The organism is Psychromonas aquimarina ATCC BAA-1526 (genome assembly GCF_000428725.1).
Taxonomy (GTDB): domain Bacteria; phylum Pseudomonadota; class Gammaproteobacteria; order Enterobacterales; family Psychromonadaceae; genus Psychromonas; species Psychromonas aquimarina.
The window spans coordinates 92,398-119,317 of record NZ_AUAM01000014.1 but is presented as its reverse complement, the minus strand read 5'-3'; the positions used below and the strand labels follow the sequence as shown (position 1 = coordinate 119,317).

Here is a 26,920-nt window from a genome sequence, read left to right as displayed (position 1 = left end):
TACCGAAAAAGGCTTTTTGTTTTTTTGGTGTGATGCGCGGCAAAGCGCCTGTGCTTTTTATCAGAGCTTCGGTTTAACCCCACAGGGTGCGTATTTTTATAAATCCGGTGTCCCTTATTATAAAATGGTGAAACTGTTTTAACCGTTATTCAGCCGCTGATAAAATGGTGCCCTACAGCTGTTTATTGCTTTTATTAGCGTTCTTAAAAAATTAATTTGTTACCTCACTCTGCGCTGCTCATCACTCATTTAGAATAATTAAGTCTCACTCTTCGCTTAACATAAACTTGTATGTTACCTGAACAATTTAAGTTTATTCTTCTTATACTTTATATTAAATCAGTGTTGTTGAATGGGATAATCATAAGTCTGGTAATATGGATAAAGATAAACGGAAATAAGATATGAGAGCATGATGCTGAAAATATTCAAGGTGCTGGCCGCCTGCCTGCTGTTAATAACAAATACTGTAAAAAGTGAGCAGGTTATTATGGCATTTGGTGAAAAGATCCCGCCGTTTTGTTTTCCTGAAACAAACACCGGAATAGAGCTGGAAATTATTGGTGAAGCGTTAGCATTTCGCGGCCATACTCTTGTGCCTAAATATTTTCCTCTCGGCAGAGTGCCGAGCGCTTTTATCAGCAGACATGTTGATGCCGCTATGACGGATATGGGCCAGGATATGTCTGTCCATGGCGGATATTACGGCGATCCTGCTGTTATTTATGAAAATGTGTTTATTACCCTGAAAGAGCGTCATATTAAAATTAAAAAACCGCAGGATCTTTATAATCTGAGTATTATTTCTTTTCAGGGCGCGTTAAAACGCTACCCTGACTGGTTGACTATGCCCGAGAAAATAGGCCGCTATAAAGAACATTCTAATCAGGAACTGCAGGTACAGACTTTGTACCGGGGACGTTATGATGTTGTTTTGAGTGATCGTAATATTTTCCGCTATTTTATGCTGAAACGTAAAAACGATACCGGAGAAGTCTTAAAAGAGATTGATATTCATGAGTTTATACAGCTCAATCCCTTAGATTACCGGCCTCTTTTCAGATCCCCCCAAATTAGGGATGACTTTAATATCGGCCTGCAGCTTTTAAAGCAGAGCGGACGCTTTCAGGATATCTACGATAAATATTTAAAAGAATAACTTTCCTGCCTTAAGCCCCTAATTCAATACTTTCTCTTTTGATTTAATTATTTTAGCAGCTTCGAGTATACAAAAAATCAGACCCAGCCAGATAAAACCAAAGCTGACCAGTTTAACCTGATCAAATATCTCGCCGAATATCAGCACTGCAATTAAAAACTGCAGGCTGGGCTCAATATACTGGGTTAAACCGATTGAAGATAAACTTGCTCTGTCGACAGCAAAAGAGAATAAAATCATCGGTGCCAACACCGCAGGAGCCATACCGATATACAGCCACTGCTGAGCTGCCGTTGTCGAAAAGAAGTCACTTTCTCCGTTAAAATATAACCAGCCCATATACAGCAGCGCCAGAGGCATCAGCAGGATCACTTCAATAGTAATTGACATAAATGAATCGAATTTAATAAATTTTTTTATTAATCCGTAAACAGCAAATGCGCCGGCCATAATCAGCGACAGCCAGGGCAGCTCACCGTAACTGAAGACCTGGTAGCTGATACCTAAGACAGCCAGTACAACGGCAGTTTTTTTGGCCCAGCTTAAACGTTCCCCTAAAACGACTACGGCCAGGGCGATAGAGCAGAGCGGGTTAATAAAATAACCTAGACTGGCTGCTAAAACATCACCTCTGCTTGATGCTTTGGTAAAAGCCCATAGAGAGATTAATCCGGTTAAGCCGGCTAAGAAACACAGAAACAGAGATTTTTTATCTGCTAATAAGGTTTTTATTGGTGGATGAGTGCCGGCAATAAAATGCATTGCCAGGAGCATAATCGGTACAGAAAAGATAATTCGGACCGCCAGGAGCTCAAAAATATCCGCTGAGGAAAGCTGATTAAAATAAAGAGGTAATATCCCCCAGAGAGTGAAGGCAAATACTGCCAGCAAATTGCCGTTATTACGAAGCTGCATAGGTAAACCAGAAAAAAAGAAGCGATGCGCGTTATCCGGCGCAGTAAAGCTCAAAGGTAAATAAGTAGCTGCTTCCTGCTGCTGCTCGATAAGAAATGACAGACATTATCTGTGTTTATAGTCACTGTAAAATAAAACATATTTCTTAGATAAGCAAAATATCTGCAGTAATAATTTAAATATTTTTTACTGTAGATATTTAACCTGTATTTTCAATAAAATAGATAATTATTGCAGCGCTTATTATTTCAAGTAGGGGCTTAATTCTTTTGCCATAAACTGAGCAATCCAGGGCTGCGCCTGTGCAGTTGGATGCAGACCGTCTTTCATTATCCATTGTGGTTTTAAAATCACCTGTTCGAGAAAAAACGGGATCAAAGGAACGGCATGTTTTTCGCTCAATTTAGGGTAAAGTGAACTGAATGCCTGCGAGTATCTTTTACCGTAATTCGGCGGGACCTCTATCTGCATTAAAATAACCTGTACATTCTGTGCTTCAATTAAGCGGATCATCTCTTCCAGGTTAGTTTTAATCGCTGCCGGGGAAAAACCGCGTAAACCGTCATTAGCCCCTAATTCAATTAATACCGAAGTCGGTTTATGCTCTTTGAGCAGGGCGGGTAAACGCGCCGCACCGTTACCGGTGGTATCGCCTGAAATACTGGCGTTAATAACAAGACTGGATTTATTATGTTTATCCAGCTGTTCGCTCAGCAAAGATGGCCAACTCTGCTCAATGGGCATATTATAACCAGCACTCAGGCTGTCACCTAGAATCAGAAGTGTTGTGCTGTTTGCCAGTGCCGGAAACAGTAGAATAAAAACAAAGGATAATATTTTTGTCATGTCAAAGTCCATTATCAAAGCAAGTTCAGTGGCTAAATCGGTTCTTTCAAATGAAACTGAATTATCTATTTTAGAAGATATCTCATTTGAAATCTCTGCGGGTGAGACTATCGCTATTATTGGCACATCCGGGGCGGGTAAATCAACCTTAATGACATTATTGGCCGGATTAGATATTCCCAGCTCGGGTGAAATTGAACTGCTGGGACAGCCGCTGTCTTTATTAGATGAAGAGCAGCGCGCAAAGATCCGCAGTGAATCAATTGGTTTTGTTTTTCAGAATTTTTTATTAATTCCCTCATTAAGCGCACTGGAAAATGTCACCCTGCCGGCTGTTTTACGTGGTGACGGGGAGGATAGCGCTAAAGCACGCGGCCTTCTGCAGTCTGTAGGGTTATCCGGACGGGAGACACATCTGCCGGCACAGCTGTCCGGCGGTGAGCAGCAGCGCGTCGCATTAGCCCGGGCGTTTATGACTCAGCCGGAAATTTTATTTGCTGATGAACCTACTGGTAATCTGGATCAGCATACCGCGGAAAACATTATTGATCTGTTGTTTGCAATGAACCGGGATCACGGCACAACTTTGGTTTTGATTACTCATGATGCGGTGCTGGCTGGCCGATGTGAGCGTCTGCTGACAATTGATGCCGGCCGTTTAGTGGAGCCGATGTGAAAAATATAAAAAACTCTTCAGGTTATAAAATGGTTTTCCGCTGGAGCTGGCGGGAAATCTGGTCGGGGCAGTTGTGGCCGGTGACGGCTGCACTTACCTTGATTGTTGCCTGCGTAGTTGCATTATCGGCACTGGCTGTTCGTGTTGAAAAGGTGATGACAGATCAGGGGCGCTCCATGATGGCTGCCGATCTGGTGTTTCGTTCAGCAAATCCGGTTCCAGAGTCTCTGCTGTCGGATGCCGAGGACTTAGAGTTGAGTCTATCGCGGCAGATTCGCTTTCAGACAATGGCATTCAGCGATAACAATATGCAGCTGGTCAGTGCTAAAGCGGTGCAGAGCAGTTATCCGCTGCGCGGTGACTTATTATTAACCGGAGCCGCAGGTTTACAAAAAAATGCCGTGCAGCCAGGTGAATTGTGGCTTGCTGAACGTCTGTTTTCTTTACTGGATGTAAAAATCGGCGATATTGTTGCTGTTGGAGATGCAGAATTACAAGTTTCCGGCAGAATTGAAGCGCAGCCGGAACTGGCTTATAACCCTTTTAGAACTATGCCGGGTGTGTTTATCCATTATTCAGATCTGGATAAAACCGGGGCTGTACAGTTAGGCAGCCGGGTGCAGTACCGTATCTTTTTTAATGGTGAAAACGATGCATTAAAGGAGCTTCAAGATAATCATCAAGCGCAGGCGGGCGATTCATGGATCAGCGAAGAAAATCAAGGGAGAAGCGCGGATTTAATTATTAAAGCCAAACAGTATTTATCCCTTACCATTCTGATGGTGATATTGATGGCATCGGTCACTCTGGTGCTGACCTGCCGTCATTATGCCGCCAGTCGTGCAGAGTCTGTTGCTATGCTTAAAAGCATGGGCGCAGGCAGGCGCTGGTTACGCGGCTGGCTGTTGTCACAGGCTGCTGTTATGTTCAGCTGCAGCCTAATCATCGGTTCTGTGATCGGTATCGCTTTAGAGTTCTTATTGCGTTTACCTCTGCAGGGGATTCTACCGCAACAGCTGCCGGGTTACGGCTGGCTGCCTTTTGCTTTCGGCGCTTCAGTTGCTCTGCTGATCGGTCTGCCGGCGCTGGGCATTCCTCTGCTGCGTCTGCTGGATACAGCTGCGATAGAAGTGCTGCAGAAGCAGAACAGCAAGGGGTCTAAAAAAAACTGGTGGCTGGCAGCTGCTCCTGTGACGGCTTTTCTGCTGTTTTACGGCGCAAGTAAATTAGTATGGATGGTCTGTATCGGACTTATTCTGTTGTTTTTAGTGCTTGCCGCTATCAGTTACGCCCTGCTGCACCTGCTTAGCAGCGGGAAATGGGGGGCTGCTATGCACCTGGCATTAAGCCGTATTAAACGCTCTCCACAAACCACTATGATGCAGCTGGCTGCATTGTCGGGATCTTTAATGCTGGTGGCGGTTATCTGGCTGGTACGAGCGGATCTGCTGGGAGACTGGCAGCAGACGCTGCCGCCGGATGCGGCTAATGTTTTTGCGCTTAATATTGCCCCGGAAGAACAGCGCCGCTATCTGCAGCAGCTGGATAATAACAGCATACAAAGGTCTGAAGCTTATCCTATTATTCGCGGCCGTTTGACTCATATCAATGATCTTAATGCTAAAGACAAAGCTGCTGAAAATAATCAGGATGTTCATGCGCTGCGCCGCGAAATTAACTTTACCTGGGCAGAAAAACTGCCTGTTTATAATGAGCTCACTGCCGGAAAATGGACAGCAGAAAATGCGGTTTCTATCGAGGCAAGTCTGGCTGCTGATCTCGGGATTTCCGTAGGGGATAAGTTAAGTTTTTCTGTTAACAGTCTGCCTTTCAGTGCCCGGGTAAACTCCATACGTACAGTGCAGTGGCAGAGCATGAAACCTAACTTCTATTTTATATTCAGTAAAGATGTAATTGCGCAGATGCCGGCAACCTGGCTGGTTAGTTTTCGTATAGATGAAAAGCAGATCCCGGTATTAAATCAGCTTGGGCGGGATTACCCGACGGTAACTTTATTAGATTTTCGTACTATGGGCGAAAGGGTTCAAAGTATGCTGGTGCAGATTTCCTGGTCGTTAAGTGTATTAGCCGCACTTGGGGTGATCAGCGGCATCTTACTGATTTTTACTCTGTTACGCTTAAGTCTGAAACAGCGCCAGAATGAAATAACCCTGTACCGTACATTAGGAGCAGGCAGAAAGCGCATCAGCCGAACTTTATGGAGTGAGTATGGTGTGATGGCCGCTGCTGCCGGGTTAACGGCCGTAGCCGGAGCAGAAGCGCTGCTGTTCAGCCTGATGAAATGGGGATTTCAGTTACAGCCGAGTGTTCATATTATTATGTGGTTTGCTTTGCCTGCTTTAGCAATAGTGATTGTATTTGTCAGTTTAAAGAGTGTTATTCAGCAGCTGTTAACACCCTTGAAGTAACCTCGCTTCTGGTCTTGCCATTTGTAATTATTTAAGGAATCTAAATTGTTAAGAAAATTACCGCGCTGGGTCGAATACGGCGCATTTACTCTGGCATTACTGGCCGGTACAGTAAATGCGGTTGGTCTGCTTGGTTTTCAGCACCAGTCTGTTTCGCATCTGTCTGGAACTACAACCATGTTCGGAGCTGAGTTGTTTACCTTTTCCAGCAGCCTGTCTCATCTTGCCGGGATCCTATTCAGCTTCTTATTAGGCTCAGCGCTTTCCGGGTATCTCATTTCCAGTGAATCGCTAAAACTGGGACGAAACTATGATCTTTTGCTAATGATTGAAGGGCTGCTGCTTCTTGGCGCTATTTTCTTCTTAGATAAGCATGCACCGCTAGGACATTACCTGGCGTCGGCAGCCTGCGGACTGCAGAATGCGTTGGCGACCAGGTACAGCGGCGCCGTAGTGAGAACAACCCATGTGACTGGGATTTTTACGGATCTCGGCATTATGTTAGGCGGTGCACTTCGCGGTGAAGAGTTTGATAAAAGAAAATGTATATTATTCTGCCTTATTTTACTGGGGTTTATACTGGGCGGTACCGGCGGCGCTTATTTGTATCAAAGTTATCAGTTTATGGCGTTAATTTTTCCTGCAGGAATCTGTTTTATGCTGGCTGCCTCCTATCGTTTATATTCAACTCGGCAGAAAAAATCTTAGCGATAATGCCGGGCTTATTTATCTAACTTGTATTTAGGGAGTTCAAAACTTTTTGACATGCTTGAGGGGAACTGTGCAGTTTGTTTTTATTATCATAATCTATGTGACGGCGACCCTAGCGTTAGGCATTTTATTTTTCTACTTTACATGATTTTCTATTGACAATGGACACCGGTACGCAGCTTCTGGTAACAGTTGTGCTGTTGGAGCTGATAGTTTGCAGTAACGTATGAATGGCTATTTTAGCTAGCTGTTTTTGATCTGTTCTTATTGTTGTTAATGGGGGGCTGATCAGTTCAGATATATTAATATCATCGAAACCTAATACAGAAATGTCTTTAGGGACAGAAATCCCCTGCGTGTTTAGGGACTCGATGAGTGTAATTGCAACCATATCACAAATACAGAAAACGGCTGTGACTTTGGAGAATGTTCCATTCCTTATTAGCTCGGGAAGAAACTGGTGAGCACCAAAATCCGTCCCTGGGTTGCAGGGCTCGCCTAAAGTGTGAGTTATGTTTTTGGCTAACGCCCCTAAATCTATAAAATAATCATCGCTATTAGTAATTCCATTAGCAATAAGCGCACTTCGAAACCCCTCTGCACGTTGAACTATTGTCGACTTAATGTTTGCAGTAATGCACTTAATATTTGTATGTCCCAAATCGAGGAGGTGCCTGGCTGCGAGATATCCTCCTAAGTAATAATCTGGTGATACGCTGAGAAACTGCATTTGCGGGTCGTATCCATTGATAATAAGAACGGGTAGGTCCTCTGGCCTAAGGACACTCAGTAATTCCTCATCATCCATGCCGAGGACTATGACTGCTTGTGCTTTTAAAAGAATCGATTTTTTATCTTCACCGAGCAGTTGAGTTCGAAACACTAGCTCTAATGACAAACCAAGATTTGAAGCATAGTTGTTAAGATCTTTTAGTACTGAGAAGAAAAAACTATGCGGTGTATTTAGATCGTAGTCACCAATGATAATTGCTTTTTTTATTGGCATTGGCAAGTTTAATCTTGGTTGTGTTCGATGATAACCCTGCTCATGGAGTGCCTCTCTCACACGCCTGGCTATATTCTCACTAACTAGGTCACTTCTGTTGATAACCCTAGATACAGTGGCTTTCGATACCCCGCACAGTGCCGCAATGTCATCTAGCGTTACGCGTTTTTTTTTCTTCACCATTCTTGTTCAAATCATCTATGGATTGTTTCGTAAAACATATCATAACTCTCATTTTAAACAATGTCATTTATCTGAAATGATCAGGTTATAAAAACAATCCTTTTGTATCAGTTGGTTGCGATTGGGTTTGTGCGCTGGATCGAGTTTGTAGCTCGAGTTATGAAACGTTTCACTAATCGTCATATTTCAAAACAATGCCTTGTCACGGTTAATGATTAGGTAAGTAAATATATTAAACCTATTCAATCACGTAATAACTGGGATACTTTAATGAGTAATAATTTTGAAACCATTAGTCACGATATTTTTTTAAGCGTAGAACGAAATTCGCCTCATATAGGGCTGAGAAACCCGATGGTGGGTGCGGGTCCTGCAGACTACAAATGGCTTTATCCGGAAGATATTTTTTCTACCGAGATCTTTTGGACTGATTCATTTTGGACTGGACAACTATGGTTGGCTTACATGGTATCGGGCACTAGCAAATTTAAAAACCTTGCCCGTATGCGCTATGGTCATCTCAATCGTATTTTGGATACACCTATTTTGATGAATCATGATCTGGGATTCCAATTCAGCTTAAGTGCTGTGGCTGACTACAAGTTGACAGGAAACAAGGAAGCTAGGACTCTGGCACTGCGTGCGGCAGAAGCATTAAGAAACCGATTTAACTGGAATGGTAACTATCTTGTTGCATGGACTGCCGGCTCTGAAGGAAAAGAACACGCAGAAAAGATACAAGGAAAAATCATCATTGACTGTATGGAAAACTTGCCTTTGCTGATGTGGGCATACTCTGAGACCAACATTGAATCTTTTAAAACAGTCGCGATTGCACAAGCAGAAACCACTATTAAACATATCATTCGAGATGACTGGAGTACCTATCACAGCTTTGACTTTGACACCACGACCAATGAGCCAATACGCGGGGGCACTTATCAAGGCTATGCAGATGAATCTTGCTGGAGCCGCGGCCAGGCCTGGGCAATCCATGGCTTTGCTCAATTAGCGTTAATGACAGGTGAAGAGCGTTATGCCGAAGTGAGCTCTAAGCTCCTGGACTGGGTTATTGAGCACATTACAGATGATTTACTCCCTGTATGGGATTATCGGCTGCCGGAACATGAAATCCAGTACAAAGACAGTTCTGCTGGTTCTATTACTGCTGCTGGTGCCGTTCTTCTTAGTCAAGTGCTGGATAAGTTTGGTAATAAGAGCACTGCGGAAAAATACCGTACATTCGGTATTAAAATGCTCCTTGCTCTTCGTGAGCAGTGTGATCTCACTTCAGACGAAAATGCACAAGGGCTGTTAAATCAAGCCGCTTCCTTTGTTCATGTAGCGAAGGAGCTGGATAAAGAAAACCTTGCTAACTCAATGCTCCCTTACGGTGACTATTACTACTATGAGGGAGTTCTTCGGGCGATGGGACACAAAAAATTCTTCTGGTAATCAGAAGGTGAATTAATCCATTAGGAAAACAATTATGAAACTAAAAAAACTAGCAGCTGTACTACTAACAACGATGTTATCCGTGTCCTCGGGCAGCGTACTTGCCAAGACCTACAAACTAGCGTCAAACGTTCCTGCAGACGGTCCTCCAGGGCTGCTTCTTCAGGAGTTTGCGCAGAGGGTTACTGATGAAACGGACAAGCGGGTGAGAATTAAGATTTTTGCCAACGGTACACTTGGTGGACAGGCGCAGTACTTACAGCAGGTACAGAGCGGTGTGGTAGAAATGGGGCTGATAAACAGTGCCATGATGGAAAATATCGAACCATCATTCGGGGTGCTGAATCTACCGTATATTTTCCGAACGTTCGACGAATTCAAGATGGTGATGGATAGTGATTTAGTAAACAAAGATCTTTTTAAAGCAACTAAACCTCAAGGATTTGAGGTCATTGGCTTTCTAGATAATGGCCCTCGCAGCATCTATTCAACCAAACCTGTAGCCAGTGTTGAGGATCTGAAAGGTTTAAAATTGAGGACAATGTCCAGCCCTACCTATATTGAAATGCTGAATCTAATGGGGACTTCTCCAACCCCTTTAGACTTCACTGAAATATATTCTGCTATGCAGCAGGGAATGATTGATGGCGGTGAAGGCGGCCTTGGAGCGTTGTGGGAGCTCAAGTTTGGGGAATTTGCCAAATATGGTGTTCTTACTGAACAGACTCGAATGGTTGATTTGATCATTATTAATAACAGAGTGCTGGACAAAATGGGAGCAGAAGATGCGGAAACTGTTCGGCGTCTTATGAAAGAAGTCAGCGAAAAATCTTATGCTGTGATCCAGACCGAAGCAGATAAGTCTATGGCTTTAGCGCAAGAAAAGCTTGGTGTGAAAATCGTTGAAATTGATAAGGGACCATTGATTGAATCAATGAGACCTATTTATGAGAAAACGCTGAAAGATCCGAAAAAAGGGCCTGTTCTAAAAGAGCTGCTCGATCTTCAAAAACGTTCACTTTAGTTTTTATCGGAGGCTCTGCTTGAAATTGATCAGAGCCTCTTCTTGAATACCGTATTCTTCGCACGAATTAGGATGTGAAATATGATGGATAAATCTATCAGCCTCAAAAAAACAAAGGCAGGCTCAACAGGCTCAAAAATTGAGGCTGTCGTGTATAAATTTTGTCATTGGAATGAACTGCTCTTATCAAAAATTGTAACGCTCATATTGGCTGTGATGAGCATACTGATCATTTATCAAGTCTTCACTAGATATGTACTAAGTGACCCAAGCGGACTGTCACAAGAGCTGCTGATATATCTAATGATCTGGCTGAGTTTCTTAGGATCTGCACTGTGTTTTTCAAAAGGACTACACCTTAGCTTGCCGCTGGTTTTTGATGCCTTGTCTGAAAAGCATCAGTCTTGGGTGATTGTTTTTAATGCGATGCTAAGCGTGATTCTATCCGTCATTATTATTTACGGCGGGATACATGCTATGGAAAAGAATATTGCATTCACTTCTCCTATGATGCAGGTTTCGATGTCCGTATTACAAAGCATTTTGGTTATTTCCGGGTTTTATATCATCCTGATGCAGCTTAAAAGGCTAATAGATACTGTTGGAATCAATAGAAACACATTAACAACTGCATTGGTTATGGCAGGTATTTTCTTTGTTATGTATTTGGCCTGGGGCATATTTCAAAGTAGTGCTCTGTTCGAGTATCTGGTTGATGAGTATTTGGAAATCACTTCAACATTTTTGTTATTCGGCGTTTTTTTCTTCTTGTTAGCACTTAATGTGCCTATCTCTGTAGGGCTGGCTTTCTCCGGGTTATTAGCTTTATCGCTGCAGATTGAATCTCAGAGCTTAATGATTACAGCAAGTGAGAAGCTTTTTAGCGGGTTAGAAAGCTTTGGTTTCCTGGCTTTACCCTTCTTTATTCTCGCCGGTAACATAATGAATCAAGGCGGAATTGCTCGCCGGCTGATCGATTTAGCTATGCTGCTTGGTAGAAAAGTACCTGGAAATTTGTGGCAGGCTAATGTTCTATCGAACATGCTGTTTGGTTGTCTGTCTGGTTCGGGTATCGCCGCCTCAACCGCTATTGGCGGTATTATTTCGCCTATGGCTAGAGAGAAAGGCTATAACATGGCAGTGTCCACAGCCATCAACGCCGCATCTGCACCAACGGGGATGATGATCCCGCCGACTGGAATCTTTATCATATACTCAATGATTACGGGCGGCAGTGCGTCTATTGCCGCGATGTTTTTAGCCGGCTATATACCTGGAATGATGATGGGCCTGTCGGTAATGATTGTCGCCTATTTTTATGCCAAGAAGTTAAATTACAAAACTGATGATACCAATTATCAACTATGGGAGATTGGTATAACGGTTTGGAAAACAGTTCCTAGTTTAACAATGGTATTCGTGATCATTGGAGGTATTCTTTCTGGTGTGTTTACCGCGATTGAAGCTGGTGGAATCGCTGTTCTTTATAGTCTTATACTATCAATAGCTTATAAATCATTAGATATAAAAAAGCTGCCCAAAATTTTGTTCGACTCAGCACTTACTTCATCTGTGATTTTATTTCTTATTGCGTGCTCCGGGCTCATGAGCTGGAGTATGACATTTGCGAGTATCCCGGATGCTATTGGGGAAATTCTAATAGGTATAACGGACAACAAACTTCTGTTATTACTTTTGATGAATCTTACTCTACTGGTTGTAGGCATCTTCATGGATATGGCGCCTGCGCTTTTAATTTTCACCCCAATATTCTATCCCGTAGCAATGGCGTTAGGAATCGATCCTGTTCAGTTCGGTGTTGTTATCGTTTATAACCTATGTATGGGATTGATAACCCCTCCTGTAGGCACTGTTTTATTCGTGTCCTGCAGCGTGACCGGCGAAAAAATCACCAGCATTGTTAAGCCTTTAATTCCAATATTCATTCTTCAGTTTATAGGACTGATGCTGATCACCTACTTCCCGTTTTTTACCATGTACCTGCCGACACTCTTTGGTGTTAACTAATTGAAAAACTTATTTATATTTAATTATTTTAGAGAGAATTGTAATGAGAAAAAATATTGTATTAGTAACATTTTTACCTTTACTTGCAGCTCCTGCCGCTGCATCTACGAGTTATTTTAACGGTAACGTGCAGTTTCATGATTCTAACCTGCACGGTTCAAAATCAACGTCAACAGTGGAGGTCGGCCACAATTTTGACTCTGGAACTAGAGTGTTGATGGAAATTGATTCAATTCCTATTGGAAGCGTCGAATCAAGTGCGCCTTTACCGGTAGTAACGCTAGGTTTAGAGCAGAAGTTAGATATCAGCAGTAATTTTTGGGCATCAGTCGGCTACCACAACTTAGTTCAAGCTGGAGAAACGATCCAGTACCGTCCCCTGATTAAGCTGGGTTACAACTTTGATAATGGGATTTCTCTGTATCATCGAACACGAGCCCACATCTATGCAGATGTTGACGGGCAGCTGCAGAGTGCGGATTCTGATTTTCGCTTTGACAATGCTGTTTCTTATAAATTCACTGACGCTGATTTCCTTTTAAGTTACAAGAATATTTATGTAGCAAAAGGCAGTGAAGATGCGTTCAGAAACGATAAAGTGAACACCATGGATCATGAAGTTCGGGTAACGTGGACTCGCAGCGGAGCACAGCCTTTTATTGAATGGCGCAACCAGGCTAATGGATTAGAAAATGCTGACGGCAGCAGCGCAGTAAATAATGCATTGGTTATAGGGTTTGGATATGTCTGGTAACCATTTAAGCAAATAAAACTTACAATGTGCTCTAACTGTGTATCAGGATTTACAGCAGTTAGGGCGTACTTATGTATGCTATGGAGGAAACATGAAATTAATACAAAGTCTAACGTATTTGTTGTTTATATTTACTTCAAATTTATGTTTTGCAGATCCTGTATCGACAACACCCGTCGCAAAGTGGTTTATGGATAAAAAGCACGATTCGCTGCTTGTAGATGAGGTTAATACGTTTTACAAAGCAGAAAACCTGCAGGCATCATTTCTTACCTACGGCAGCCCTCCTACTTGGTCTACTGATACTCCCGAGAAACTATCTGGCTATTCTCTAAAGTTCAACGGACTTAGCTCAGGATTAGTTGTCCCCGCAAACAATAAATTAGCAACGAGCAGCTTTAGTACAGTAGTCTGGGTTAAACCTGAGGCGATAACTGAGCAGTATCAATCCATTTACTCTTCAAGAGGGGAGGCACAAGGAGCGGTCGTATATATTGCTCCTAACGGACAATGGGAGCTTTGGCTTCAAAGCCCTGACGGCTGGTCAAAAACAATCGGGCCTAAAGTTAAACTGGGTGAGTGGACTCATATTGCGGTAACGTTCGATGCTCATGGTGAGGAACACAACGGCATCTTTACGGGTACCGCTTTTCTCTATATCAATGGTGAAGAAGTATCTTTAACTACACAGGCGAAGTATCAGCCAAATAGTACTTCTAATATTGGCATTGGTTACCGCGGCAGTAGTAATCAATTCTTTTTTCAAGGTAATGTTGCTCAAACTGAAGTATTTGAGGAGGCATTAAGTCCGAATGAGATCTCTTCACATTACAGTAGTAATGTTGTACCGGGCACTCTTATTGCTCAGTGGTTAATGAATGAAGGTGAAGGTAATGTAGTAGAAGAACCACTGTCGAAAACCCCGGATCCAAATGAAGTATTACTGTTTAATCATCCTGGAAATCTAGTAGGCGGCCCTGTATTCAGTGATGATTCTGTAACTGGTCACGGCTATTCGATATCTTTAGATGGAAGGTCTCAAGGGGCTTGGGTTGAAGCGAATGACGAACTTAATGTAAGAAGTTTCAGCCTCTCTTTATGGGTTAAACCAGACGGTACTGGTGGAGACTACCAGACGCCATTGGCCTCTCGGGGAAGCAGTGGAGGCTATCAGATATACCTGACACCGGATAAGCGTTGGCAGTTCTGGTTAAATAGCGGGGGAAACTGGACGCAAATTGGAAACGGTAAAGCAAAACTTGGTCATTGGCAGCATATTATTGCAACTTTTCAAGCTGAAAATGAGGTTGGTAAAGATGCCTTTATTGGTACGGCAAGGCTTTACTTAAATGGAGAAATTGTTGGTGAAGCGAATGATGTTGCCTATAACCTGAACCGGGATGCGAGAATGGGAATCGGTTATCGCGGCAGCAGCGAACAGTACTTTTTTGAAGGTAATATAGATCTGATTGAAGTTGTTAGCGGTGCTTATTCTACAGGGGAAGTTTTGCGAAAATCCGTAATGCCTATTTCAAGCTGGAATTTTTTTGAAGGCTATGGTGATTTTGCTTTTGACAGCTTTGGAGAAAGCGTCGGTTCTTTAAAAGGCTCTCCGACCTGGACGAAGGTTTATAGAGGTGGTGTAGAGGGGCTTGGGCTGAAACTTGCTGGAAACCAGGGAGTTGATGTTGAATTCCCTAAAGAAATTAAACCAGTCAAATTCTCATTAGAAACTTGGGCTGCAGTTGAAAGATTGAACGGCAAAAAGCAGACAATATGGAGTTTTGTTGATGGTTACAATGAACATGCTCTTTATATTAATGAGCAGGGGAAATGGGAGTTTTCTGTTGGTGACGGTACAGAGTTTAACTCCCTGCTGGGAGAAAATGTAATTGTCGATAAACTTTCGCATATAGTCATTACGTTTGATTCTATTCCTGATAGTGATGATCCAAAACTAGCTGTTGGAACTGCACAGCTATACGTTAACGGTGAACTGCAGATATCGGAAGATAATATTCGCTTAAAGCGTAGTGATGCTAATAAAATGTCGATTGGTTACGAAAAGCAGGGAGAACGACGCCATCTAACGGGAGTGATTGATAAACTCTCTTTGTTTAGCCAGGCGCTAAACCGCAGCCAAGTTTCACATTTATACCGCATGCCGAGCCAAAGGGTAAATCAATCCCACTGGGATAATGGTCAAGCAGAATTTAATGCGGATAAAGTAAATGGCCCTATTATATCTGAGGGCAGCCCTTTGAAATATCCAGGCCTGTATAAAAGAGAGAGGGAGCTGTTTGATTATGATCCTAGGTATTATCCAAATATGGTTACTTTTGATAACTTAAACCGTGAAGTAATTGTTGCTGGTACCTATGAAGAGAAAGATGATAACAGTACTGTTTATCCATCTTATGGTTTTCCTGGAAACCAGTTCATTCAACGTAAGTCAATTGATGGCTGGGAGTCATTTTCAGTAAAAAATGCCGTTCGTACAGCTTTTAATGAATCAAACTGGAATGGCCGAGTGTGGTCTGGTTCGAAACTGATTCATGAGAGGGTCGAATTTGACAGCAGCGGCGATGCATATTTATTGGCCTGTATCGATGAGCCCATTAGCGGTGTTAGCGGGTGGATGCTTTTGTATTCTGAATACGGTGATCATCAATTTACGAAGTGGAAAGGTTATAGCCTTCCATCAAAGGCTGAACATTGTAAGTATCAGCAGGGGCACTATAACTTTCAAGCATATATACCGTACATCAATAGAGATGTTCCACCCACATTAATTTATGATCAATCCAATCTGGTCCCGATAGAAAAAAATGGTGAGGGGCTGGTGATAAAGAAGGCTCAGCAGCTGATCAAGCCTGAAAGTGCTATCACAGAGTTTATTGCTGGTTACTCTCATTCAGGTGGAATGAACAGTAGTGTGACAGTCGGGGATTACACTCATTTCGTTTTCGCACGGCTTGACAGCAATCTTGGTAATAATACTACGGATACTGATATATATTACTCCAGCTATAATCATTCGACTGGTACTGTTAGTATGCCTGAATATTTAACTTCTACCGGCAGCTGCTGTTTATCTCCCGATAATCATAATATTCCCTTTATTTTAATTGATAGTGAAGGGAAGCTGCACGTCATGGCAGGAAGCCACCAAAAACCGTTTAAGTACTTAACGGCAAAGACAGACTCTAGTGGTAATGTAGACGGTAAATGGAGCGATGCGGTGGAAGTTGTATCTCTGAACGGAGATGGAGATCCATTCAACACTTATCCAGGTCTTGTTATTGATCGTAATGACACGATTCATATGGTATTTAGGAAAGTTGATGAATTTGATCGCTATAATTTGCACTATATGCGTAAGAAGAAGGGCCAGGAGTGGGAAGATATTGGAAGCATGGTGATTCCAGCGTCAGGAACATACAGTGTTTACTATCACAAACTATCGATATCGCCTAACGGTGATTTGTATCTGAATTATTTCTTCTATCACCATTTTCTTAGTGATGATAGTGCAGAAGAGTACCGTAAGCGCTGGCCGTTAGAGCTAATTGAAACGGGGGGGACTGCAGATATCAATCTTTATTCAGGAATCAAAGCGCATAATGGAGTGCTGCTAAAAAGCTCAGACGGAGGTAGTACATGGGATCTATTTGGTACTAGTGAATCTGAAGCGGTTGTTGGATTAGAATAAATAAAAAAACCGCCTTTGAAGCAGGCGGTTTTTTATTGACCTAGATAATTTTGATGGCCACGGTAGTAATGGTTATTACTGCTTCTATATTCAATATTTAGCTTGGTAAGTTGAGCTGGCTGTCGACGTATTGTTGAGCGAGTTTTATACAGAGAAGAGCCGCATGCCTAAGTATTGCTGCTTTTATTTTAACCTAACCTTTATTTAAGGAGTGCAAAGTGCTGAGAAGGTTGTTAAGAAATCAGTTCATTTTACTGCTGCTTCTGACGGCTGTTAATTTATATGTGTATTATTATATTGGTGTTGAAACACCGCAAAATCCGCAGGATTATTGCGATACAACGACCCTGTCAACGGGGGAATGTATTGCTGATTTACCTGGTGAGTTTGCCAGAGGTGCTCTGCTGCAGCTCAGTCTGATATTTTTTGTTTGTTTCCCGTTGTTATCTATTATTTTAGGTAAGGTATATTCAGCAGTCAGCGGCTGCGGGAGACGTTGATTTTCATTTAAGCAATATATTTCACTCTAGCTGTCGGAAAACTTGTAATGCCTAAATTACACTGCAATGGAATTAACCTCTACTACGAAATCCATGGTTCGGGTCAGCCTTTGCTGTTTATTCATGGCCTAGGCTCCAGCACCCGAGACTGGGAGCTGCAGGTCGCTGAATTTTCCCGAACCTACCAGGTTATCACCTTTGATTTACGCGGTCATGGGCGCTCTGATAAACCTGCTGGTCCCTATAATATGGCGATGCTTGCTGCAGACTGTATTGGACTGCTGCAGGGGCTGGCTATTGAAAAAGCCCATATAGTCGGCTTGTCACTCGGCGGCTGTATCGCTTTTCAGCTTGCTCTGGATGCGCCGCAGTTAGTCAGGACCCTGACCGTTATAAACAGTATGCCGGAGCTGATTACGCATAGCCTTAAGGAACGTTTAGAAATCTTCCTGCGGCTGCTGATTGCGTCTTTATTCGGTGTGCGTATCACGGGAAAAATATTAAGCCGGCGTCTGTTTATAAAACCTGAACAGCAAAGGCTGCGCCGAACTTTTACTGCACGCTGGGCTGAGAATGACCGGCGGGCATACTTGGCCGCGTTAAAAGCGATGATCGGCTGGAGTGTTACAGCCCGGCTTGCAGAGATTGTTTGTCCAGTACTGGTTATCGCTTCGGATCAGGATTATACGCCGGTGGCTCTTAAGGCCGCCTACACAGATAAGCTTGGTAATGCGCAGCTGCAGGTTATTGCCGATTGTCGTCATGCGCTGCCCGTTGAGCAGCCGCAGCTCCTGCATTCGGCTTTAAGGGATTTTCTGGCGAAATATAGTTAATTACAGCTGATTTAAGCGAGGTCTTTTATCGTGCTTAAATTAAACAACTGGCTATTTTGTGCAGGGGATCTATATATATAAGAGGTGAAACTGACCGGGAGATAAATTTTGAGCCGCAGCGGGAAACTCGATATTGACAGCTTCAATAAACGACTGGTATCTCAGCTGGATATTCTGCATCAGGTATTAAATACGCCTGGATTTGGTGAAGGTGATTTATCTCTGGGCGCAGAGCTGGAAACGAATATTGTTAACCATGAAGGTACTGCTCAATACCTGAATCATGAGCTGCTGGATTTATGTAAAGACCCGCGTTTAACACTAGAGTTAAACCGTTATAATCTGGAGCTGAATTTAACACCGGTGACAGCTTCGGGAACCCCTTTTACCAGCATAGGTAATGAGATCCTGTCAATTCTTAAGGCGGTTAATCTAGCAGCGGAAAAAAACAATGCTTCGCTGACGGCTATTGGTATCCTGCCGACACTGCGCCAGCAGGACTTAACAAAAAATGTTCTTTCAGACAATTACCGTTATAAATTTTTTGCCAGTGAACTGTCCGCACGTCGAGGCGCTCAGTTTAAGCTGCACATCGACGGTGAAAATCCTTTTGTAATAGAGACAGATACCATTGCCTATGAAGGAGCCGGCACATCACTGCAGCTGCATTTAAGAGTACCGCCGCGGCGTTTTGCTAATGTATATAATGCGGTGCAGCTGGTCAGCCCTGCTGTTCTGGCCTATGCAGCTAATTCCCCCAGCCTGCTTGAACATTTTTTGTGGGATGAAACCCGTATCGCTTTGTTTAAGCAGTCAACGGACACCCGTATCCATCAGCATCAGTGGCGGGAACCGCCGCGGGTGAGTTATGGAACTGGCTGGAACCGCCATGGTCTGCATGAACTTTTTGCGGAAAATGTCAGTTTATATTCTCCGTTGTTTACCCAGGGATTTGCGCAGGATGCGGCCGCTGTCTGGGCAAAAGGACAGCCTCCAAGATTCGACGAATTAATGCTTCATCAGGGCACAGTATGGAGCTGGAATCGCGGTATTTACGATTATCATAAAAACGGTCATGTCAGGATTGAGGCACGAACGCTTCCGGCAGGTCCTAGTGTGGCGGATATGATGGCAAATTCAGCTGTCTTAACCGGCCTGGCTTACGGTCTGGAAGATAATATTGAAGAGCTGATTGCGCGCCTGCCGTTTAAGCATGCAAAATATAATTTTTACCGGGCGGCGCAGAGCGGTATCGATGCAAAACTCATCTGGCCGGATCCTAAAAATCATCGCCTGATAGAAACAAGCCCGGCTGATATTTTAAGGCGTTTAATGCCCTACGCTGAACTTGGGCTGCAGAAAATAGGTGTGAATCAGGCGGAAATCACGCGTTATCTTAATCTGTTTCAGGAACGCATTAAGGTTAATACCAGCGGTGCCCGCTGGCAGCGTCAAATGACGGCCGAATATGAAAAAACAGAAACTCGTCACGACGCTATGCATCTGATGTTTGCTAAATATCGCCTTTTTCAGGAGAAAAATATAGCTGTCAGTGACTGGGATTTAAATAAATGAATATACATTCAAAGCAGCTGCAGGTGGGATTTTACGACAGCCGCGAGCTTAGCGGAGAGGGAGATATTGCTGTTTTTCTTTCCCAGTTCAAACGCTGTTCCGCGCTGATTTTATTTAAAGGAAAAGATTCACAACGATCCTGCCGAATAATTACCACCCTGCTTCACGGTAATGAGCCTTCTGGTGTTTATGCACTGCAGCGCTTAATTACTAATCAGACACAGCCTATTGCTGATACTTATGTTTTTGTGGCATCTGTTCGTGCGGCCACCGCTGAGCCGTTATTTTATTTTCGAATGCTGCCGGAGCATAGAGACCTGAACCGTTGTTTTGCCGATGTTACTATTAGCGATCAGCAGGGCGCATTAGCCCTGTATATTAAAGAATTTATCCGCAAAAAGCAGCCTGAACTGCTGATGGATATGCATAATACTTCTGGTGAAAGTCCAGCATTCAGTGTGTCGCATGTGCAGGATAGGCGCCATGCTGCTTTATGCCTGTTGTTCAGTCCGTTTATTATTCATTCTACCATTAAAGTCGGCGCCTTGTTCGAGCAGGATTTTAACTGTCCTAATGTCACCATAGAATGCGGCGGCGCCGGCAATGAAATGTCACATGAAATCGCCTATACGGGGCTGCACCGGATATTTCGTGCGGAAATATCGGAATTGAAGGGGGAAGTCGAGTCTCCTGTATGGCTGAACAACCCCTTAAGATTAGAGTTAAAAGCCGATACCAGACTGGCTTATGCAGACAGTCCCTGCCCGCAGGCAGATCTGACGCTGCCGCTGGATATCGACTCGCATAACTTTGGCGTCTGGGGGGCAGACAGACCGCTGGGCTGGTTAGGCGGCAAAGGAATGGAAATATTTACCGTCAAAGGTCCTCAGGGCAAGGATCACTTAGCAGATCTGTTTACCTGCCGCAGCGGCCAGTTGTTTCCCGCTGTCTCGCTGCATCTGTTTATGATAACCAACCGTGCCGATATTGCCTTGTCGGATTGTCTGCTGTATGCCGTTCCCTGTTAAAAATACCGCCCGCTGCACTATACTTTAAGTGTGTGTAATATTGCTGGATGTGAACATGAGTAAGCTGCCGGTTGAGTTTTTTCCTACCCGTTTCTGGCATAAAAGCCATGACGACCTGGTCACCTGTGATGTCTGTCCCCGCCACTGCCATCTGCGTGAAGGTAAACGTGGTACTTGTTATGTGCGTATGAATCATCACGGTAAGATAGTGCTTACCAGTTACGGGCGTTCATCGGGTTTTTGTATTGATCCTATTGAGAAAAAACCGCTCAATCACTTCTATCCCGGTTCTCGTGTGATGTCATTCGGTACCGCAGGCTGCAACCTTACCTGTAAATTCTGCCAGAACTGGGAGATCAGTAAATCCCGACAGGTTGATACGCTTTGTGACAGTGCGATGCCGGAGCAGCTGGCTCTGGCTGCTAAAAATCAAGGCTGCAGGAGTCTGGCTTTTACCTATAATGATCCGGTGATCTTTATGGAGTATGCGGTTGATGCCGCCCAGGCTGCTAAAGCATTAGGCCTCAAGAGTGTTGCTGTGAGTGCCGGTTATATGTGTGATCAGCCCAGGGTAGAATTTTATTCTTATATGGATGCCGCTAATATTGATTTAAAAGGTTTTACTGAGGACTTTTACCATAAAATTTGTCATGGCCAGCTGCAGCCGGTTCTGGATACTCTGCTCTATCTTAAGCATGAAACTAATGTCTGGTTTGAAATTACCACTCTGCTGATCCCCGGCGAAAATGACAGTGATCAGGAATTAAATCAGATGTGTTTGTGGATAGCCGAAAACCTCGGCGCGGATGTACCGCTGCACTTTAGTGCTTTTCACCCGGATTTTAAGATGAGGGATAAACCCTGTACGCCCTTGTCGACACTGCTTCGGGCAAGGAAAATTGCTCTGAGTTACGGCCTGCACTATGTGTACTGCGGCAATGTGCATGACAGCGAGTCAGACAGTACCTATTGCCCAAACTGCCGTTCTCTGGTGATTGAGAGGGACTGGTATCAGCTGGGAGCATATAATCTTGATCAATCCGGGCATTGTCGACACTGCGGGCAGCTGTTAGCCGGGTGCTTTGCCGGTCCTAAAGAGAATTTCGGACGACTGCGCATCCCGGTAAGAATGGGAAATTGATAACTGCTTTATCTACCTGTCGTGAGTAATTACACCCCCAGTAGTATTCTGTGCAGATAAACAGCAAATAAAAGATATAAAGCTAAGCCGCTTATAACAATCACAATATCATTTCTAGCTGATTTTTTTAAACCGGGCGGCTGCCGGGAAATTCGATATTTCATGGAGAAAATATCGGCAGCCGCCCAAGTTAGAAAAGAGCCGAAAAGCAGTAAATCAGCACAGTTTCCGTTTACCAGTAAATGAGCGGATGCCCAGAGTAAAACAGCAGACAACTGCGGGTGTTTTATAAGCGTTGTTATTTTTCCCGGGAAGTAAGGGGCTAAAAACAGAATAAAAACGGGCAGCATAAGTAAAGCGCTGACGTGGCGCAGCCAGTAAGGTGAAACATAAATGAGTGTCGGGTTTAAGCGGGCCTCTGAGTAACCTTTGATTATTAACACCATGCCGGCTAGTGAAAGCAGCGAATAGACTGCTTTCCAGCCAAGCTCACTTTTTGCCGCAAAGCGGTCACGCAGCGGCTGTGCGAAGATTGATATGGAATGTGTGCCTAAAAACAAAAATAACCCCATAAGCAGATAAGTCATATAAAAACTCCAAACTGAATGGTATTTATAAGATTAAAGCATTTTGCGGATTATTTTCCGACAGGTACCACAAATGGGATCCGCCGCGTTTTTTAAAAGTGTTTTCTTAAGCAGTTAATCCCTGTGCGATTAAGTTAATCGGGTGAATTGTTTTTAAGTTAGTGTTTTCCTCTATCTGCCACTTACATGTTTCGCAGTCGGTAATTGCATAATCGGCATCTGAGTTTTTGATTGTTTCAAAAAGGTGTTTACCGATCTTCATGGACACATCATAGTTTTCTTTTTTAAAACCATAGGTGCCGGCCAGGCCGCAGCATTCGCTGTCCAGAACAATGACTTTTAAACCGGGAACTGCCCGCAGCAGTTCAATGGTAAAAATTGCCAGACCGCTTCGCTCTAGATGGCAGGGGGTATGGTAAACAATGGTTTTATTTATCTCTTTGAGTTTCGGTGCATTGCCGTTCATAAACTCACGTAGTAAAAATGAGGTGATATATTCAATTTTATCCACGACTTGACTGTTATCCACATCCAGCACATGCGGGTATTCCTGTTTTAAGGTAAATGAACAGGTAGAAGAGGTCGATAAAATAGGAGTATTAAACTTTTCGACTGCTTCGGTCATATTTTTTACATTAAAGTGCGCATTTTTACGTGCTTTATCGTGAAATCCATTAGCAATTAACGGCACCCCGCAGCATTTTTCTTTGTTTAATAATTTAAGTCCGATGTTCATTGCATTTAATACTTTGAGCAGATCTTTACCCAGATCCGGGTCATTATAATTAACATAACAGCCGTGGAAATAACTGATTTGACGCGGGTATTGCTCCTGGTCCGGGGCATTCTTTTTAAACCAGTTTCTAAAAGTACCCTGTGAATATTTCGGCAGCGCTTTATGTTTATCAATACCTATGGTTTTATGCATTACTGTTTTAATGATTTGTGAGTCGGTAATTTTATTAACAACAGGTGCAAAGGGCGTTGACAGTGTGCCGAACAGATCCGTCCGGCTTAAAATGAAATCTCTCATCAGCTTAGGGTTAATAACTTTCTTTTCAAACTTGCCTCTGGCAACGGCGATAATATCGCCGACATTAACATTCGACGGGCAGGCGGTTTCACAGCGTTTGCAGTTGGTACACAGTTTTAATGCCTGATCGTAATAATCCAGACTTTTTATGCGCAGACGTGCGCCGTCAGGGCCGCACTCTTTGGGGCCGGGATAATGCGGGTTGGCTTTAGCAACGGGGCAGTACACGGTACAAATAGTACATTTTATGCATTTTTCAAAACTGTTTTGCGCGATATTCATCTGTTTACTCCGCTGTTATTAAGCATCTGGTTTACCGAGTAATAACCTGTGCTGATGGCAACACCGCTGCCGCACCCCTGGGCTATCGGATCATATCCTGCGAGACTTGAACCCGTGCAGAACAGGTTATTAACCACAACCCCTTTGTGCATCGGATTGAATGCCGTATTGGTTTTAATGCCTATGGATAAAAACGGATGAGATTTTTGCGAAAAAAACTGCTCCTGGTGCCATGATTTTCTCTCTTCGATCGTATTTAAATCTAAATCAAAAACGGGCTCTTTAATCTGGTTGTAATGGGCTTTAAAACCTTTACTGAAAAAACTGCCGGAGGCTAGAATGAAGTTAGCCGCGGTTAACGGCATCTCTTTAAAGTTACGTGTGTAGATACTTTTAAGGCGCAGTGTGTCACCGTCTTCAGCCATGTCTCCTTTAGTAACCTGATCACCTTTTAACAGCGCGCCGCCGTTATTGATAAACAGTCTACTCATCGCTTCTTCAAGGCGGATGCCCAGTAAAGAGGGGGGCATAGTCGGCACTTCGTGAATGGTTAAGCCGGTTAATTGATGCAGTTTATTGAGTACTGCCAGTCCGTCACCATTGCCGGTAATCGCGGGTAAAATCAGGATATCATCAGGAGATGCGATTTTTTTTAATTTTTCGGCGAATAAGCTGATTTCATGGTCATCACTTAAAATACGGGCAATATCAATTGAACGTAATTCACATGGGTTTCTTTTTAATCCGGAAAACCCGTCAATTGAAACAGACACATTTTTTATTTTAATATCTTTAAACTCAGGGATCTGACTTAAATTATCGCTCACCATTTTTGAGTTAAAGTCTCTAAAATTATCAATCTGCACAACAATAATGCGCTGTACTTGATGCTCTTCAAGCCTAACCGGCAGCTGATAAATATAAGGCTGTGACATCCAGGTGGATTTTAATGTGCCCAGCGGCGTAATACGGAAATGATTATCACCATTTTCCTGGTGTGTTAAAGGAATACCGGCTGAAGCTAATATTTTTTTATACCAGTCAAGTGACTCAAAAACTATTTCTTTGCCGACTTTACTGTAGGGGTGCTCCGGAAATTCCCGGGCAAATTTTTCAAAGACAGCTTCAGGATTACGGATAATTTTTCCCGTAGGGGTATGTGAAAGCAGGTCAATGGATCCCGATGAAAAATGCAGGGCACTTTGGCCGTTAGAGATAATTGCTGTTTTTAATCCCGCTTCAAGGCAGCGCAGGCCGGCTGTGTATCCTGCAATACCGCCGCCGATAATTATGCTGTCAAATTTCATAATATTCCTTTTTTTCATCGTTTTGTGCTGTACCGAGAAGAGTGACATCGGCCGCGCCGAACAGTCCTTCATATATCCAGTAAGTGAACTCGGCTTCTCTAAGTGCGTCATCAAATAAAACTGGTTTGATGCCTTTCCATCTTTCCTCTAAAAAATGGATCAGCAGTTTGCTCGAATCATGGCCGCTGCATTGACCATATTCACAAAACAGTCCGGAAGCGCGGTAGGTGCACAGCTCACCCTGACATGAGCCCATACCTAGTCGTGTGCGTCTTCTTAGATCTACCAGATTAGTCACATCCAGCTTTTTGATGGCATATTCAATTTCGCCTACGGAAACCATTTCACATTCACAGACAATGGATTTTCCCTTGGCACTTTGATCGAATAACTGCACCGCCTTTTCGCCGTGACGATAGGCGGCTGCTTTAGAGGTTAACGCGGTTTTTTTCTGAGGCTGTTTATCTGCTGTTTCAACGGAACCCGGCAGCGGCTGCAGGTGAGTGGTACAGGGGGAGTTGTTACCTAGTTTTTTTGCCACCACATCTGTGGTCATTTCCGCCATCAAGCGGCAGGTCATCAGTTTTCCGCCGAGAATACTGGTCAGCCCGGTTAACCCGTCACGTTGTGCATGATCCAGTAAAACAATGCCGCGGCTGATATTACGGCCGTTGCCGCCGCTGACATCAACTAAAGGACGGACACCGGCATAAGCACGTAAAATTCGGGTTTTTTCTAAGATCGGTGCTAATTTTGCACCTTCTGCGATTAATATATTGACCTCTTGATCTGTGACCCGCAGCGAGTCTATTTCGCTGTAGTCGATCTCTTCCGAGGTTGTTCCAATTAATGAAATCGAATCTCCGGGCACTAAAATGTCGGCATCAGCAGGTTTGCGGCAGCGGTTAATGACAAGTTCATTAATGCGGTGCTCCAGCACCAGCAGCGAGCCTTTGGCAGGGAACATCTGTACATCCAGATCTGCATACTGACAGATATTTTTTCCCCAGATACCGGCGGCATTAATGACTTCATGTGCAAATATTTCAAATTTTTCATTAGTTCGAACATTTAAGCAGGATGCGCCGATAATACGTTCACCGGCCCGGATAAATGACTGCACAACTGAGTAGGTAAAAATCTGCGCGCCGTATTTTTTAGCATCTAATACATTTGATGCGCATAAACGAAAAGGATCTAATGTTCCGTCGGGGACTTTGACTGCGCCTAATAAACTGGGATTTACATTAGGCTCTAACTTGAGTGCTTCCTCTGGTGTGAGCTTTTGTGTGTCGATACCCACACTGCTGCATGCATGAATAAAGGTACTTTGAAAGCTAAGGTCATCTTCAGGCAGGGTGATAAACAGTCCATCGGTCTTATCCACACAATGACTGGCTATTTTTTTGAGAATTTTATTTTCTTGAATACATTCATGGGCTGACTCAGAATCAGTGACTGCATAACGTGCACCAGAATGCAGCAGGCCGTGATTTCGCCCTGTTGTCCCCGATGCAATATCATTTTTATCAAGCAGCATACATTTAATGCCGCGTAATGCGCAATCGCGCATGATACTTGTACCAGTAGCACCGCCACCGATAATTAAAACTTCTGTTTCATAACGGCTTATATGTCCCATAATTCATCCAATTAGTCAGCCCAATTAACTGGTTATGATTATGGCTAACAAAAATAATTTATTAAGTGATCTATATCGCAAATGCTCGTTCGCG

The 26,920-nt window shown here is 43.5% G+C and carries 21 protein-coding genes; 14 read left to right on the top strand and 7 right to left on the bottom strand.

Going from position 1 to position 26,920, the window contains the following annotated elements:
- The first annotated feature begins 412 nt into the window (after positions 1-412).
- Complete coding sequence (locus tag G337_RS0106130; protein ID WP_342665390.1) at positions 413-1,159, top strand: substrate-binding periplasmic protein; 747 nt, start codon at positions 413-415, stop codon at positions 1,157-1,159.
- Between the two features lie 18 nt (positions 1,160-1,177).
- On the opposite strand, the gene rarD is transcribed toward G337_RS0106130, so the two are convergent.
- Entirely contained in the window at positions 1,178-2,074 is an 897-nt protein-coding gene (rarD, locus tag G337_RS0106125; RefSeq protein ID WP_028863105.1) for an EamA family transporter RarD, read from the bottom strand.
- Between the two features lie 243 nt (positions 2,075-2,317).
- Complete coding sequence (gene tesA, locus G337_RS0106120) at positions 2,318-2,920, bottom strand: multifunctional acyl-CoA thioesterase I/protease I/lysophospholipase L1 (RefSeq protein WP_028863104.1); 603 nt, start codon at positions 2,918-2,920, stop codon at positions 2,318-2,320.
- Here tesA and G337_RS0106115 point away from each other — a divergent pair.
- From G337_RS0106115 to G337_RS0106105, 3 genes are read left to right on the top strand one after another with little or no spacing between them, the layout of a single operon-like run.
- On the top strand, positions 2,919-3,596 hold the full coding sequence (locus G337_RS0106115; RefSeq protein ID WP_028863103.1) for an ABC transporter ATP-binding protein: 678 nt from the start codon (positions 2,919-2,921) through the stop codon (positions 3,594-3,596). The two genes, tesA and G337_RS0106115, sit on opposite strands and share 2 nt — an antisense overlap.
- A complete protein-coding gene (locus G337_RS0106110) occupies positions 3,593-6,025 on the top strand; it encodes an ABC transporter permease (protein ID WP_211235783.1) in 2,433 nt (810 codons plus the stop codon). The genes G337_RS0106115 and G337_RS0106110 overlap by 4 nt, the downstream gene beginning before the upstream one ends.
- A 45-nt stretch (positions 6,026-6,070) precedes the next feature.
- Complete coding sequence (locus G337_RS0106105; RefSeq protein ID WP_028863101.1) at positions 6,071-6,733, top strand: YoaK family protein; 663 nt, start codon at positions 6,071-6,073, stop codon at positions 6,731-6,733.
- A gap of 130 nt (positions 6,734-6,863) precedes the next feature.
- Here the strand turns inward: G337_RS0106105 and G337_RS0106100 are convergent, their stop codons facing one another.
- Complete coding sequence (locus G337_RS0106100; RefSeq protein WP_028863100.1) at positions 6,864-7,925, bottom strand: LacI family DNA-binding transcriptional regulator; 1,062 nt, start codon at positions 7,923-7,925, stop codon at positions 6,864-6,866.
- A gap of 270 nt (positions 7,926-8,195) precedes the next feature.
- Here G337_RS0106100 and G337_RS0106095 point away from each other — a divergent pair, with 270 nt between their 5' ends.
- The 10 genes from G337_RS0106095 (at position 8,196) to amrS (ending at position 21,975) form a co-directional block, all read left to right on the top strand.
- Positions 8,196-9,380: a glycoside hydrolase family protein gene (locus tag G337_RS0106095; protein ID WP_028863099.1), complete on the top strand. Its 1,185-nt coding sequence runs from the start codon at positions 8,196-8,198 to the stop codon at positions 9,378-9,380.
- A 34-nt stretch (positions 9,381-9,414) separates the two neighbouring features.
- Entirely contained in the window at positions 9,415-10,404 is a 990-nt protein-coding gene (gene dctP / locus G337_RS0106090) for a TRAP transporter substrate-binding protein DctP (protein WP_037027128.1), read from the top strand.
- A gap of 81 nt (positions 10,405-10,485) precedes the next feature.
- Positions 10,486-12,432 (top strand): TRAP transporter large permease, encoded by a 1,947-nt coding sequence (locus tag G337_RS0106085; RefSeq protein WP_084605298.1) that lies wholly within the window; start codon positions 10,486-10,488, stop codon positions 12,430-12,432.
- A 43-nt stretch (positions 12,433-12,475) separates the two neighbouring features.
- A complete protein-coding gene (locus G337_RS0106080) occupies positions 12,476-13,186 on the top strand; it encodes a porin (protein ID WP_028863096.1) in 711 nt (236 codons plus the stop codon).
- Between the two features lie 91 nt (positions 13,187-13,277).
- The gene (locus G337_RS0106075) at positions 13,278-16,898 is read left to right on the top strand and encodes a LamG-like jellyroll fold domain-containing protein (protein ID WP_084605297.1); all 3,621 of its coding nucleotides are present in this window, start codon (positions 13,278-13,280) and stop codon (positions 16,896-16,898) included.
- Positions 16,899-17,116: 218 nt separating this feature from the next.
- Positions 17,117-17,398 (top strand): hypothetical protein, encoded by a 282-nt coding sequence (locus G337_RS0106070; RefSeq protein WP_028863094.1) that lies wholly within the window; start codon positions 17,117-17,119, stop codon positions 17,396-17,398.
- A gap of 47 nt (positions 17,399-17,445) precedes the next feature.
- Complete coding sequence (locus tag G337_RS0106065; protein ID WP_028863093.1) at positions 17,446-18,231, top strand: alpha/beta fold hydrolase; 786 nt, start codon at positions 17,446-17,448, stop codon at positions 18,229-18,231.
- Positions 18,232-18,339: 108 nt separating this feature from the next.
- Positions 18,340-19,806 (top strand): glutamate-cysteine ligase family protein, encoded by a 1,467-nt coding sequence (locus G337_RS0106060; protein ID WP_028863092.1) that lies wholly within the window; start codon positions 18,340-18,342, stop codon positions 19,804-19,806.
- Positions 19,803-20,834 (top strand): M14 family metallopeptidase, encoded by a 1,032-nt coding sequence (locus tag G337_RS0106055; RefSeq protein ID WP_051303000.1) that lies wholly within the window; start codon positions 19,803-19,805, stop codon positions 20,832-20,834. The genes G337_RS0106060 and G337_RS0106055 overlap by 4 nt, the downstream gene beginning before the upstream one ends.
- Positions 20,835-20,889: 55 nt before the next feature.
- Complete coding sequence (gene amrS / locus G337_RS0106050) at positions 20,890-21,975, top strand: AmmeMemoRadiSam system radical SAM enzyme (protein WP_028863090.1); 1,086 nt, start codon at positions 20,890-20,892, stop codon at positions 21,973-21,975.
- Positions 21,976-22,004: 29 nt separating this feature from the next.
- Here amrS and G337_RS0106045 read toward each other — a convergent pair whose 3' ends face one another.
- The 4 genes from G337_RS0106045 to glpA all read right to left on the bottom strand — a co-directional run bounded on the left by G337_RS0106045 (position 22,005) and on the right by glpA (position 26,826).
- Positions 22,005-22,562, bottom strand: coding sequence for an NnrU family protein (locus tag G337_RS0106045; RefSeq protein ID WP_028863089.1), 558 nt, complete (start codon positions 22,560-22,562; stop codon positions 22,005-22,007).
- Positions 22,563-22,668: 106 nt separating this feature from the next.
- Positions 22,669-23,877, bottom strand: coding sequence for an anaerobic glycerol-3-phosphate dehydrogenase subunit GlpC (glpC, locus tag G337_RS0106040; RefSeq protein WP_028863088.1), 1,209 nt, complete (start codon positions 23,875-23,877; stop codon positions 22,669-22,671).
- Positions 23,874-25,184 carry a glycerol-3-phosphate dehydrogenase subunit GlpB gene (glpB, locus tag G337_RS0106035; RefSeq protein WP_028863087.1) on the bottom strand — a complete coding sequence of 437 codons (1,311 nt, stop codon included), beginning with the start codon at positions 25,182-25,184 and terminating at the stop codon, positions 23,874-23,876. The genes glpC and glpB overlap by 4 nt, the downstream gene beginning before the upstream one ends.
- The gene (glpA, locus tag G337_RS0106030; protein WP_028863086.1) at positions 25,174-26,826 is read right to left on the bottom strand and encodes an anaerobic glycerol-3-phosphate dehydrogenase subunit A; all 1,653 of its coding nucleotides are present in this window, start codon (positions 26,824-26,826) and stop codon (positions 25,174-25,176) included. The genes glpB and glpA overlap by 11 nt, the downstream gene beginning before the upstream one ends.
- Positions 26,827-26,920: the final 94 nt, after the last annotated feature.